This is a genomic window from Psychrobacter sp. KCTC 72983, assembly GCF_014280455.1.
GTDB classification, from domain to species: domain Bacteria; phylum Pseudomonadota; class Gammaproteobacteria; order Pseudomonadales; family Moraxellaceae; genus Psychrobacter; species Psychrobacter pacificensis.
Window position 1 is genome coordinate 1510128 of record NZ_CP060390.1, and the last position, 13578, is coordinate 1523705.

Sequence of the window (13578 nt, forward strand, 5' to 3'; positions counted from 1 at the left end):
TTTAGTTGCTAAACTGATGAGCATTAACCAATACCATGCTTAGAATAGAGAACGGATAATATGGCAGTCGATTTAACCAATACTTTAATAGTGGCTATATCAGCGACAGCATTGTTTGATTTAACGGAGTCTGAGAACCACCTTTTACAGCTACTACAGCAGCGCCCTGACGAGGCAGTAAAGGAGTTTCGCGATTATATGGCGAAGCGTGAAGATCAGCCATTAGATAGTGGTGCAGGATATCCATTAATCAAAGCACTGCTCAATCTAAATAATTACTGTAACGACTGTCTATCAGCGGATTTAACGACTGAGTCGCCACTTGTGGAAGTCGTCATCGTCTCAAAGAGCAGTCCTGATACTGGCATTCAAGTGCTCAATGCCATTCGTGACAACGGTTTGAATATTTCACGTTCCGCCTTTGTATCCGGAAGTCCTGTCGCTCCATATATCAAAGATTTTAATGTCGATCTGTTTTTGACGACCAATCGCGAAGATGCGCAGCAAGTGGCGGATGCCAATATCTGTGCCTGTGCCATATTAGACGCTACTCCTGTCAATACCTATAAGTTAGATACGGATCAGCTACGTATTGCCTTCGATGGCGATGCGGTATTGTTTGATGATTCTGGCGAGTTACTCTATAAGCAAAAGGGGCTACGAGCTTTTCACGATCGTGAAGTAAAAATGCGTGATTTACCGATTGAAAAAGGCCCTTACGCTGAGCTATTGATCAAACTGTCAAATTTACAGGAACGTTTACCGGCTGGTTTACAGTATTCGCCAATCAAAATTGCGCTTGTGACCGCCCGTAATGCACCTGCTGATTTGCGCGCTATTAAAACGCTGCGAGAGTGGGGCGTGAATGTCGATATGGCATTTTTTTTAGGAGGGCTGGAAAAAACAGCAGTGCTTAGGACATTTGCACCGCATATATTCTTTGATGATTCAATCAAGCATATCGATGCAGCACGTCGATTTATACCTACAGCCTTGGTTCCTTATCGTTCGACGTCGTTACTGCACGGTGATAGCTATCTAACTAACGATAAAGATGCAACATTATTGTCATTCAAGCCTGCTGTGCGCCCACTATTTGTAGTAAATCATTGAGCATGTACAGATAAGCGAAATTTAAACAATAGGATGGTATATGAATTGGCAGCAATTGCTCAACTTGATTGTGGCGCGAATAAAGCAGGTTGTTGGTTTATACGCTTTTGTACTCATACCGATGTGGGGCATGTTTTTTCTGAATGAAAGCGTGCTATTTGGACTGTGGAATATCTTTGGAGTTGTACCGCGCGCGTTAGATGTGGGTAGCATGATCGGAGTATTCGCCTCATGGACGATGCATGGCAACTTGTCACACTTAATTGGCAACACAGTAACACTACTACAAATTTTGTTTTTGTTCGGATTATTTGAGAAAAACGCTTACCGTACCATTATCAAACTGGTCATCGCTTCAGGATTGGTTACTTGGGTGATTGGGTCACCATCCTCTATTCATATCGGGGCATCAGGGTTGTGTTTTGCGATGTTTGGTTACATGATAGGCGGCGCATTATTTGCGCGGCGTTGGGGATATTTATTGGCCTGTATTATCATGGGAACAGGTTACTGGCTGACCATCAAGCAAGGTCTGATGCCGCAGCCGGGAGTCTCTTTTGCCGCACATTTTGGGGGATTGTGCGCAGGGTTACTGCTGGGGGCAACTTCCAAGCATCACTATACCAGTGTCAGTCGCCATCAATAAGTGCTTAAGGCTGCTGATTTAACCATCTTGTCATGGTGTGGTTTTGCTGGTTTTACTGACAAATACTCAAAAACAAAGGATCGTCAGTAGTTAGCGGTCGCCATTGGGTGGTATTTGCCACATATTCTCTCAAGCCAAGCTCACGGTCTTTGGCTACAGGTATCCTATAATCGGCACGTGCAGGCGCACGGCAGTCAATCACTTGTGGCATCTGCTGTACACTCATACGCCGCTCAAACAAATATAAATTGACCAAATATAGACCCTGATCGGCACTGCGGGCACGTTCGTTGTCAACAGCCATAAAGCGCACGGTCTGAGGCTTTAGGTAAGACCAAGGTCGAAACCAAGCGGTATCCTCGATTTTTTTGATGACGGTGACACCCTCTGGCAGCTGAGCCACTTGCTGATCGTACCAGTTGTATTCTTGATGAATCTGAAACGCAAAAATACCGATGGCAGCAAACAATGGAATCAGCCACTTGGGCGCACGCTTTCCTGCCAGTTTGCTCAAATGTGTGATAATCAGAGCCAACCCAGCCATACCAAACCCAGCAGCGATGGTCGCAATAAATTCATAAATCATAAAATAAATCCTCAAAGCGGTGGGTCAATGTGTCAGTTGGTTAATTCATCAATCAAGCAGTGATACCATAAAAAATCACCCACAAGCAGCTGTGGCTCATGAGTGATGGTCATCTTAACAGATAAAAACGAAAGTCGGCTTAATGATCAACCGCACCACCTGCGCCGCGTGGGTAACGGACACTTTCGACCAACTCTTGAATCTCTCTTGGAGGCGCTTTGGTACCGTAAGAGACTGCAAAGGCAACTGCAAAGTTCAATAGCGCTCCAATCGCACCGAATGACAGTGGCGAGACACCAAGAATCCAGTATTCAGCCGTATCAGGTAGGTTGGCCGTACCAGCGATAAAGAACCAGCCTTTGTACATAAAGATATAGACCAAGGTGGTAATTAGGCCTGTGAGCATACCGGCAATCGCGCCGACATTATTGATGCGTTTTGAGAAAATACCCATCATCAAGGCAGGGAAGAGCGACGCCCCTGCGATACCAAAGGCCAGTGCCACCACCTGAGCAGCAAAGCCTGGTGGGTTCATACCCAACCATGTAGCGACCACAATCGCGACACCCATTGAGATACGCGCCGCCATCAGCTCGCCTTTATCCGTGATATTGGGGTTAAAGTGACCTTTGATCAAATCATGACTGATGGCTGATGAGATGGCGAGCAGTAGACCTGCGGCGGTTGATAGGGCCGCGGCCAGACCACCTGCTGCGATCAGACCAACCACCCATGGTGGTAGCTGCGCAATCTCTGGGTTTGCCAATACTAAGATATCGTTATTGACATCTAGCTCGTTACCTGCCCAGCCTGCATCAGCAAAGCGGCCTTCAGCTTCAAGATCGTGTAAGACGCGAGCGGCGTCAACCGCCGTAGTAGCCGCGCCAACATCACCACCTTCGGTTTCGGCATTGGTTAAAGCCAGCTCCGCTGCGCCAAGGCCACTATCGTTATACATCTGAATGCGGCCATCGCCGTTTAGATCGTTATATTTGATTAGACCTGTTTGCTCCCATGTACGCATCCAATCTGGACGTTGGTCATACTCGAGCGCAGGCTCATTCACGCCTTGTGGGTAGATGGTATCAAGTAAGTTCAAACGTGCCATAGAGCCTACCGCAGGCGCAGTGAAGTAGAGCAGGGCAATAAAGACCAATGCCCAACCCGCTGACCAGCGCGCATCGGCCACTTTGGGTACGGTAAAAAAGCGAATGATGACGTGCGGCAAACCTGCTGTACCAATCATCAATGACAACGTAAACAGCACCATATTTAGCTTATTGGGCACATCAGCGGTATACGAGGCAAAGCCTAAATCTGTCACCACTTGATCAAGTTTGGTCAATAGCGGTAAGCCTGATTCTGTATGAGTTGAGAACATACCAAACCCAGGGATCGGGTTGCCGGTCAATTCAAGCGAGATAAAGACCGCAGGAATGGTATAGGCGATAATTAACACCACATACTGCGCTACCTGCGTATAGGTAATCCCTTTCATACCGCCAAGTACCGCGTAAAAGAACACCACAAATGCTGCAATAATCAAACCTGTGTTGTTATCGACTTCCAAAAAGCGCGAAAATGCCACGCCTGCACCCGTCATCTGACCGATAACATAGGTGGTTGACGCAATAATCAAACAAGCAACTGCTACCATGGCTGCGGTCTTAGAATAAAAACGGTCCCCAATAAAATCAGGAACCGTAAATTTACCAAACTTGCGCAAGTAAGGTGCCAGTAGCATGGCCAGTAGCACATAGCCACCTGTCCAACCCATCAAATAAGAAGACGCACCGTAGCCGCCTGCCGCGAGTAGACCTGCCATAGAAATAAATGACGCTGCACTCATCCAGTCTGCGCCTGTTGCCATACCATTGAGTACGGGGTGTACACCGCCACCTGCCACATAAAAATCGCTGGTCGACCCTGCACGCGCCCAAATCGCAATCCCAAAATATAGCGCGAAAGACAGCCCCACAAAGATAATATTAATTACAAATTGACTCATAAGGCTATTCCTCGTCTAGGCCATATTGTTTATCCAACTTATTCATACGCCACGCGTAAAAAAAGATGATGATAATAAAGATCGCAATAGAGCCTTGCTGCGCAAACCAGAAGCCCAGATCAGTACCGCCAATGGCGATGCCCGCCAATAAAGGCCGTAGCAAAATAGCAAAGCCATAGGAACACAGCGCCCAAACGACTAGGCAACCTAAAATCAGCCGCACATTGGCACGCCAATATCCAGAGGGATCATCATGGTTTTTCATAGGACAACTCCTTTTGTCTTACATAAAACAGGGTGAGTGGTTGGCGATAGCCATTCAATGATGATGTGTACCAATACTTTGTTAATAACACCCAATCTGATTGTAGAAGCTATTAACGGTATATAGATTAGATACAAACCAAGCGATCAAATGGCCGATCAAACCAACAGGTGGATAACGCTTGTTATATTTTTAGCACACTTGTGGTGACTAAAAACAGTAGATAGACAAACGATTACAGGTCGTACATGGTCATTATTACGCGTAAACATGCGGCGATTGGCCAGTCAGTGCTTAACGCTATTGCCATCATCATGAAAAAAAGAGGGAGTGGTGCCGAAGAGAGACAATCCGCTGTCTTTTTTAACTCTTGTCTTCTTGACAAAAGAGAGTATGGCTCGTTCACATGGTGGTTATATCACCATGATGGTTATGGTGGAACGTCATTGGGTAATGATCCAAACGTGTACGCCATAATAGGGTTATATCGATACTATAAGCATCAATCATCTAAACCCTATTGGGAATATATACAAAATCTCAGTAATTCACAATAAGTATATTTCACAAGCTTTTTGTAACAAAATATGTATAAATACAACTACTCAGTATCAAACAGGTAATGTTTTACTCACATAAATAAATATCCGATATATGGAAAGTTATACGTCAATTTTGTTAAATCCACAACCTTCATGGTGATGTAAAATGCTAAAAAATATGGCTGATTGCTAATATTTTTTATCCCAATAATGATCTTGTCCTCATGTGGATTCGAGTATAACGGTAATCGGACATTGTAGGCAAATTATTACTAATATCGTATTTTTAATTGAAATAAAGGTGATATCCACTATTTAATAAAACAAAAGTTAATTATTGCGTATGGATACAAATGAATACGGTTATAAAATGGCAGCAATAAATTGAATGTATAGATTTTATGGTTCATAGAATAGGTAAAAAAAGATATAAGCTGAACGAAATAGCCGCGCTTTAGTCAAAATACCGTCACTTATCGCTAGACTGTACTTCAGCGATGGCCTTCGTCTTTGTGCAGCGAACAATAACCATCAAGCAGTCATCATGATGTTTTTAAGACATGGCTCACTGTAGCCAACTCTCAGCAGCGATTGTGCTGATTGTAAAATCAGCTTATAGAACGGAAAACCATCTTTAATCCTGACAGCTGCGTGAAGCCGAAAGACGAGGCCAATCGTCATGCTTGGATGGATTAGATTCTACTCTCAGAGAGTTTAGAGTTATAAGTAGTAGGTCAACATATAGTCGAACCACTATTAAAGCGTTACAGCGTTAGACTCGTTTAGCCTACTACTGTAGTACTTGCACTCGTCTGCCTTGTACCACTTTTAATATTGATTGACTATAGTCTGCTTAAACGAAAAAACCGCTCTTCTCTTTATATAGAGAAGAGCGGTTTTTATTGATCTTTATGATGTTACATCATCTTTTACATGTTTGGATAGTTAGGGCCACCGCCACCTTCTGGGGTTACCCACGTGATGTTCTGTGATGGGTCCTTGATGTCACATGTTTTACAATGCACGCAGTTCTGCGCATTGATGACGAATTTGGCGCCTTCAGCATCTTTGACCACTTCATATACACCCGCTGGACAATACAAGCGTGCAGGCTCAGCATAGAGCGGTAAGTTGATTGAGATAGGCACGGTTGGATCAGTCAGCTTCAGATGCGTTGGTTGATCCTCTGCGTGGTTGGTATTTGAGATGAATACCGATGACAATTTATCAAATACCAGCTTGCCATCAGGCTTGGGATAAGTCGGCTGATAAGCATGATTGGCGCGCTCTAACTGATCGTAATCTGGTACATTATCATGCAAGGTCAGCGGCATTTTGCCTTTTAATAAGTTGTGCTCGATAAAGGTGAAAGCACCGCCCATAAACAGACCCATGCGGTGGATTGCAGGAGAGAAGTTGCGTGCCTCATAGTTGTCTTGATAGAGCCATGATTCTTTGTACATGGTGCTATAAGCCACTACTTCGTCATGCTGACGCTCTGCCTGTAGCGCTTCAAAGATCGCTTCGGCGGCGAGCATGCCTGACTTCATCGAGGTATGGGTGCCTTTGATTTTTGCGGGGTTCAAGAAACCAGCATCATCACCCACCAACACACCGCCTGGGAATGTGAATTTTGGTAATGAGTTAAGCCCGCCTTTAGTCAACGCTCGGGCACCATAAGAAATACGCTTACCACCTTCTAGAACACGCTTGATAACAGGATGGGTCTTCAAGCGCTGCATCTCATCAAATGGCGACATGTAAGGGTTGTGATAAGACAGATCCGCCACTAAGCCAAAGCTTACTTGGTTGTTTTCATCGAAGTACAACCACCATCCGCCAGTTGAGCCAGTTTCGGTCAACGGCCAGCCAAGACCGTGCATGACCACGCCTTGCTCATGCTTGTCAGGCTCGACTTCCCACAATTCTTTTAGACCGATACCGTAATGCTGAGGATCAGAGTCTTTATCTAGATCAAAACGACTGATTAAGCGTTTGCCCAAGTGTCCACGGCTGCCTTCGGCAAAAATAGTGTATTTGGCCAGCAGCTCATAGCCAGGCTCGAAGCTTGGCTTGGCTTCGCCATTGGCAGCCACACCCATATCACCAGTCAAAATCCCTTTTACCGAACCATCGTCATTGTATAAGATGTCATCGGCAGGGAATCCTGGGAACATCATCACTTCAAGCTCTTCTGCCTGTACAGCCAACCAACGAACCACATTGCCTAATGAGACAATGTAGTTACCGTCATTATGCATTGGGCCTGGAATCAATGAGTGCGGTACTTGAGTTGAACGTGTGGCAGAGTTTAGATAATAAAACCGATCTTCCGTCGCTGGTACGTTAAGTGGAGCGCCTTTGTCCTTCCAGTCTGGAATCAGCTCATTCAAGGCGCGTGGTTCGATGACTGCACCTGATAAGGTATGGGCACCAAATTCGGAGCCTTTTTCGACCACACACACCATAAACTCATCGTTACCGGCTTCAATAGCGAGCTGACGTAAACGAATAGCCGCAGAGAGACCTGCAGGTCCACCACCAACGATGATGACATCGAACTCCATGGACTCACGCTCGATCTCAGGTTCCGGCTCTACGACTGGCGCTGCCGTCTCTGTTACTACTGGTGCGTCAGCGTCTACAGTAGTGCTGTCTACAACTGGCGCTTGATTGTCTTGCTCTTGCATACCTACTCCTAAACTTTAGTGGCTTATCTCAGGGCATCATTAGCGTAACAACCGAATAATAGATTTGCGGCGCTAACGTCACTCAGACATATGGCTGCCCGATAAAAATGTGTCATCAATACAAAATCCACTTGACCATTTCAATAAAAAATCGTTACTCATTATAAAAGAAAAGTCCTACAAACACGATACGCATTTATGAGCAACGGTGTTAAGGTTATATTGAAACAATAAGGGTGTTTAGATGATAAAGCTTCATCATACCCGAAACGAAAATTTATAGTAATAATAGATTTGCCAAACTTTGAATACTAGATAAAGGATTGTGCGATGAATAATGATAACAATTATACTGATGGGAATAACGGAAATAATTTGGAAGCCCCAGTCAATAAGACCTCCAGTCTAAATAATATGAATGCCCTCAGCCAATATCTCAAATCAACCGCTGCCACTCGTGAAGGGAGGGCAATACCGCCGCTTGATAAATGGCATCCAGAAAATATTGCCGATATGGATCTGGTGATAAAAGCAAATGGCGAGTGGTGGCATGAGGGTGGGAAAATGACCAGACAGTCACTCGTCAATCTCTTTGCAACCATCTTGTGGAAAGAAGAGAACGACGGTGTAACCGAATATTTTTTGAAAACTCCTGTGCAAAAAATTCGTATTCAAGTAGAAGATGTGCCATTGCTGATCAATGATGTCGGTATCGTAAAAGAAAATGAGGTGAGCTGGTTGGAGTTTGTGACCACCACCGGTGACGTGGTGCGCTTGGACGATGAGCATCCCATTAGCTTACAAGCATATCAGCCTGATAATGCCGCAGACCGTATAGATGAGTCGCAAGTACGCCCTTATATGCCAGTAAGAAATGGTCTGAACGCGCTGATTGGACGAAATACCTTTTATCATTTGACGGAGATTGGTGAACTAACAGAGCATGATGGTAAGACGATGTTGACGTTACAAAGCGGTGGGAAGTCTTACTCTATAACTATGCCAGACCGTTAAACGTTAATACATCAACAGCAGTATTTATAGATTATGACAATAAAATCCATTTCATCAGTGGAGATGTCATAATACAAGAAACGCAGATATCTCTGATTGAGTAGAAATCAGAGATAATATAGAGATGATGATATGTATCTAAAAGTGGCGGTGAAGTAACGATGGCGAGTGCTGCAAATCAGATGACAACAAGTCAAGCAAATATAGAACAAACAAATATTTTGGATAGTTATGTGCTGTCAAAGACTTCTATTAACAACGTTGGCATAAATGCAATGGTTATCGATGCAACCAGCACTGATGATGCCCAGCGTGCTCCGATAGGACTATTCGATTCGGGGATTGGCGGCTTATCGGTTTATTTGCATTTAGCCCAGCAACTACCTAATGAGCGCTATATATATTATGCAGACACTTTAAATGTCCCTTATGGCAACCGCGAGAGCGATGATATCGAGTCGCTCACGCTAAAAGCCGTTGAATGGCTGCATAAGCAAGGCTGTAAGCTGATTGTGATCGCTTGTAATAGTGCGTCAGCTTATGCCCTAGATACAGCGAGACGCTCTTATCCGAATATGCCTATTGTAGGTCTAGTACCAGCGTTAAAGCCTGCGATATTGGCAAGCAACAGCGGTCATGTCGCGGTATTGGCCACTAAGGCGACGCTCAATGGCCGGCTGCTTAATGACGTTATTACCAATTTTGCCAATCCAAATGGTACGGTGGTGACAAAATATTTTGATCCACAGCTGGTACCTTGGGTTGAGGCTGGCATGCCAGTACAAGATGAGACGGCGCAGCGCTTGCGCCAACAAATACAAGTATTTGCAAATGAAGGAATTGATCATCTCGTGCTAGGCTGTACACATTATCCATTTTTTAAATCTTTTTTATTAGACGAAATTGCGCAGCAGCAGTTGGCCATACAGGTGGTTGACTCTGGGCAAGCTATTGCTGAACGAGTTAAGCAGCTTTTGAGCGAAAATAAACTCGCCACGGCTTTTTTGAACAAGACAAGTATCCATAATTTGAATACAATCGATAGGACAAATGTCGATATTAGACAGCCATTAACTTTCCATGCGACTAAATATAGTGATAGACTAAGCGCTTTGATTGAACGCTTACTTGGTCAAGAGACTATACTGCAATACTATTCTGAGTAATATTTAGCAAAGATATTTATGCAAAAACCTTTATTGTAGTATGGATTTAGTTAAAATACGTCGAATGTATTTTCGCAAGACTGTGCGAGTTGATGTAAAACAAGATATTTGTGCTCTATTTCGTTTTATCCCCTTTTATGCCGCAACCTAAGCTCAGAGGTAATCGTGCCACATCGCCGCTATCACATTCATGTTATATGTGCTGATAATGATCAATTATTGGTCTTGGACAGCGTGGCGATATTTTTTCAGGCGCGCGCATTTCTGACTTACGACGTATCTAGCAAACTGCCAAGGGCCTCATTATATGGCCGACAATGTATCGACTCGTGTGATTATGCATTGATGATCATTGGAGACAGTTACGGAGCCGTACAAAAGACAGGCGTAAGCCAAATGCATTTGAGTTATTTGAATGCCAAAGCCAAACTAAAACCGCTACTGATTTTGGTCAAAAATCACTACCAAGAAACGGGTGTCAGTCGCCAATTACAAGAACTGATTAAACTCGTCTCTAGGCAAGAAAATCAGATTTATTACTATGATACAGAGGACGATATCGAAGCGTTACTCGTACAAGCCTACTACAGCGCAGTAGCCAGTCATAAAGTGAGAGGTGGCTGGGTGAGAGCGACTGAGGAGATGATTAAATTTAGTCGACAAACGGTCGCCGAAAGACTTGCTGATCTCTTATCTAAGAATAAAAATACCAATACCAATACCAATACTAATACTAATACTAATACTAATACTAATACTAATACTAATACTGATACCAAGAAAGAACGTTCTGTTGATGAGGGTTTTGCGGCTGACAATGTTAGCAAACCAATTGTATTGACACAAACGTTTGATGTGCAATATAGTGCTCAAGCTTATGAAGGTGGTAACTTGAAGGATGTTACCAGAGAAGTAATATTATCTTGGCAAGAAGTATTAATCACCTTAATGAAAATACCGTCGACATTTTCGAGCTATGGGTTACAAAATGCGGTCAATCGCTTAATCGCGCCAAAAGCTGAGCTTGATATCAAAACCGATATGCCAAACGTTCACGCTGTCTCCCGCTGCCAAATCTCTCAAGATGATCTCAATAATTTACAACGTCAGCTGGTAAGCGCAAACTGGATACAATTGACGACCTACGGTGCACGTTTGTCACAAGAGCTTTGGAAGCTCACTTTTTATGCCAGAGGCCTACTAGAAGCTGAAAACGCTCAAACAGATGAATGACATTAGGTTTTGGCATACGTTCACCTTTTAGCTTTTCATAAAATATGGGCAAAAATACATCTTATGCTCCTGACTACGTTCTGTAATACAAAGCATACGCGGCAATGGTTGTGAATCGACTCAAGACTCGTGATAATAAGAACCATCAGATACTGATCTTATTTATATTAAAATTGGTATTAAAATTAAAAATGCATAAAACGTACTACACTATTGATCGATTAAGGAGAGCGCATAATGAGCAACGCTAAAAATGACGAGTTATTAAGAGAGCTTGATGGTCTAGAGAAAAACATGCATGACGCTGATCAATTTCATACACTAGAAGAACAAGTGGCAGATATGAAACGTCGCGGCATCGATCCAAGCCAAGCCTACAAAGATTTGGATAGAAAAGCAGAAGATGAAGACTGGGGTGATGCGACTTGGAAAGAAAATGGTAAGTGGGAGCCAAAAACGGCTGCTGATCTAGATGATAACGCTCGTGAGAACTGGGACGGTGACAACGGTAAGCCAAACCCGCCACCCATTGTCTAAATCTTTCTTCAAATATCGATGCGATAGATGAAGGTCTTCACTAGGCATCAAACATAAAAAAGCCACGCTAATTATAGCGTGGCTTTTTTAATGATTTACGGTAGGACTATTCGTTACATTATTATGACCCTTCGTCAATGCGAACTAGCTTGATCGTACCATCGGCACTAGCAACACGGCGATAGCGCGTATTAGTAGAAGTTGAAGGACTTATCGATGGTTGAGAAGAATAGCTATTAGGCGTAGTGGTCTGCTGCTCAATTAGCTGTCCCATACGATCGGCAGGCGCAGGGTTCAAAGGTCGGCTATTTGCTGGCTGACCGTACTGCCCTTGACTGGGTGCTGCATTACCAACGATAGCACGATAGAACTTCTGACCTGCGCGTCCATCTGCTGGGAAAATGCCACGACTGGTCTGATATTGCTGGATAGCGGTACGGGTATTGTCCCCAATGATGCCATCCACACCGCCAATATCGTATCCTGCATTTAACAAGGCTTGCTGAATATCTTTTGCCTGCTGACGACTGATACCAGGATCGTCTGTTGGCCAAGCGGTGATAAAGTCTGTTTTGCTACTGTCTTCGCGAGTGATCAAATCTGATAAATGGGCGATAGCCAAGGCATAGTTTTCTGAAGCGTTATACGAGTAGAACGTATCAAAGTTTTTACCAACCAAAAACGCAGGACCATCGACACCAGCTGGTAGCAATAAACCCGCACGACTCAAGTCATAAGGCAGCGGACTGCGGTTAGCCAGCGTTAGACCTTGATTGCGCCAATGGCTGATAGATTTTTTGTCTTTACGGTTGGAAGCCGCCCAAAATCCATCAGGTAGTTTGACTTCATAACCCCAAGGCTCGCCCGTACGATAACCACGTTTGTTTAAAAAATTTGCAGTAGAGGCGAGCGCATCAGGCACACTATTAACAAGGTCACGACGTCCATCACCATCACCATCTACTGCTAGCTCTAAGAAGGTACTAGGCATAAACTGCGTTTGCCCAAACGCACCTGCCCATGAGCCTGTCATATCATTGGGCGCGATATCACCATTTTGTACGATTTTTAGGGCATTGGCATACTCACCTTGGAAATAGCTTTGACGACGATCAAAACAAGACAACGTCGCTAACGATTCAAACAAGGGCTTTTTGCCCAGCGTCTGACCAAAGTTAGACTCTACGCCCCACACACCAAGCACATGCTCCGCTTTTACGCCATAGCGCGATTCGATTTGGTGCAGCGTGTCACGCCACTGGCGCTTGGCACGGATACCATCTTCGACACGCTCTTTGTCTACTAGCGCGGATAGATAATCCCAGACATCTTTTTGAAACTCTGGCTGATAGTTGAGTGACTGAATGACACTAGGATCAGGCTGGCTTGGACGATAGTTGTTAAAGGTATAGCTATTGACACCGCGAAACTTGCTCGAATTTTTTAGGCCATCCAAGCATTGCTGAAATTCACTATTGGACAGATCTGGAGCGGGGGGCTGAGCTGCTTGGGCAGTGCTCGCAAGGCTAATGCCAACTGCAACACTAAGCAATGACAAGGTAGAAAAAGGAGTCAAACGCATGAAAATATCCTATAAACGTTAAGTTGGTTGCTAAGAGACAAAAATCAAAAGACTAAAAGTGGTATCAAGGTAGAGTAACCAATCTAAACAGTAAAGAAAAGCTGTCGAAGTACTAAGATTATGAATGGTTACGATAAATTGACGATGGCGTGAGGTTGGGAGAGTATTTTGTTGAGCTAAAAGTTCAAAGTGTCAG

The 13578-nt window shown here is 44.1% G+C and carries 11 protein-coding genes; 6 read left to right on the forward strand and 5 right to left on the reverse strand.

Annotated features, from left to right (window positions below; genetic code table 11):
• The first annotated feature begins 60 nt into the window (after positions 1–60).
• On the forward strand, positions 61–1113 hold the full coding sequence (locus PSBA01_RS06470; protein WP_186475376.1) for a 5'-nucleotidase: 1053 nt from the start codon (positions 61–63) through the stop codon (positions 1111–1113).
• Positions 1114–1153: 40 nt separating this feature from the next.
• Positions 1154–1759 carry a rhomboid family intramembrane serine protease gene (locus PSBA01_RS06475; RefSeq protein ID WP_186475377.1) on the forward strand — a complete coding sequence of 202 codons (606 nt, stop codon included), beginning with the start codon at positions 1154–1156 and terminating at the stop codon, positions 1757–1759.
• 52 nt (positions 1760–1811) lie between these two features.
• On the opposite strand, the gene PSBA01_RS06480 is transcribed toward PSBA01_RS06475, so the two are convergent.
• The 4 genes from PSBA01_RS06480 to PSBA01_RS06495 all read right to left on the reverse strand — a co-directional run bounded on the left by PSBA01_RS06480 (position 1812) and on the right by PSBA01_RS06495 (position 7727).
• Complete coding sequence (locus tag PSBA01_RS06480; protein WP_186475378.1) at positions 1812–2345, reverse strand: hypothetical protein; 534 nt, start codon at positions 2343–2345, stop codon at positions 1812–1814.
• A gap of 139 nt (positions 2346–2484) precedes the next feature.
• A complete protein-coding gene (locus PSBA01_RS06485; protein WP_186475379.1) occupies positions 2485–4353 on the reverse strand; it encodes a sodium:solute symporter family protein in 1869 nt (622 codons plus the stop codon).
• Between the two features lie 4 nt (positions 4354–4357).
• Positions 4358–4618 (reverse strand): DUF4212 domain-containing protein, encoded by a 261-nt coding sequence (locus PSBA01_RS06490; protein WP_071002865.1) that lies wholly within the window; start codon positions 4616–4618, stop codon positions 4358–4360.
• A gap of 1471 nt (positions 4619–6089) precedes the next feature.
• Positions 6090–7727, reverse strand: coding sequence for an electron transfer flavoprotein-ubiquinone oxidoreductase (locus tag PSBA01_RS06495; protein ID WP_186475467.1), 1638 nt, complete (start codon positions 7725–7727; stop codon positions 6090–6092).
• A 453-nt stretch (positions 7728–8180) separates the two neighbouring features.
• Here PSBA01_RS06495 and PSBA01_RS06500 point away from each other — a divergent pair, with 453 nt between their 5' ends.
• The 4 genes from PSBA01_RS06500 to PSBA01_RS06515 all read left to right on the forward strand — a co-directional run bounded on the left by PSBA01_RS06500 (position 8181) and on the right by PSBA01_RS06515 (position 11800).
• On the forward strand, positions 8181–8864 hold the full coding sequence (locus PSBA01_RS06500) for a DUF1285 domain-containing protein (protein ID WP_186473513.1): 684 nt from the start codon (positions 8181–8183) through the stop codon (positions 8862–8864).
• Between the two features lie 275 nt (positions 8865–9139).
• Positions 9140–10030, forward strand: a complete 891-nt coding sequence (gene murI, locus PSBA01_RS06505) for a glutamate racemase (RefSeq protein WP_223335100.1) — start codon at positions 9140–9142, stop codon at positions 10028–10030.
• Positions 10031–10195: 165 nt separating this feature from the next.
• Positions 10196–11263: a DUF4062 domain-containing protein gene (locus PSBA01_RS06510; protein WP_186473514.1), complete on the forward strand. Its 1068-nt coding sequence runs from the start codon at positions 10196–10198 to the stop codon at positions 11261–11263.
• A 237-nt stretch (positions 11264–11500) separates the two neighbouring features.
• Complete coding sequence (locus PSBA01_RS06515; RefSeq protein ID WP_058024783.1) at positions 11501–11800, forward strand: hypothetical protein; 300 nt, start codon at positions 11501–11503, stop codon at positions 11798–11800.
• A gap of 121 nt (positions 11801–11921) precedes the next feature.
• Here the strand turns inward: PSBA01_RS06515 and PSBA01_RS06520 are convergent, their stop codons facing one another.
• The gene (locus PSBA01_RS06520; protein ID WP_186473515.1) at positions 11922–13382 is read right to left on the reverse strand and encodes a lytic murein transglycosylase; all 1461 of its coding nucleotides are present in this window, start codon (positions 13380–13382) and stop codon (positions 11922–11924) included.
• Positions 13383–13578 lie beyond the last annotated feature (196 nt).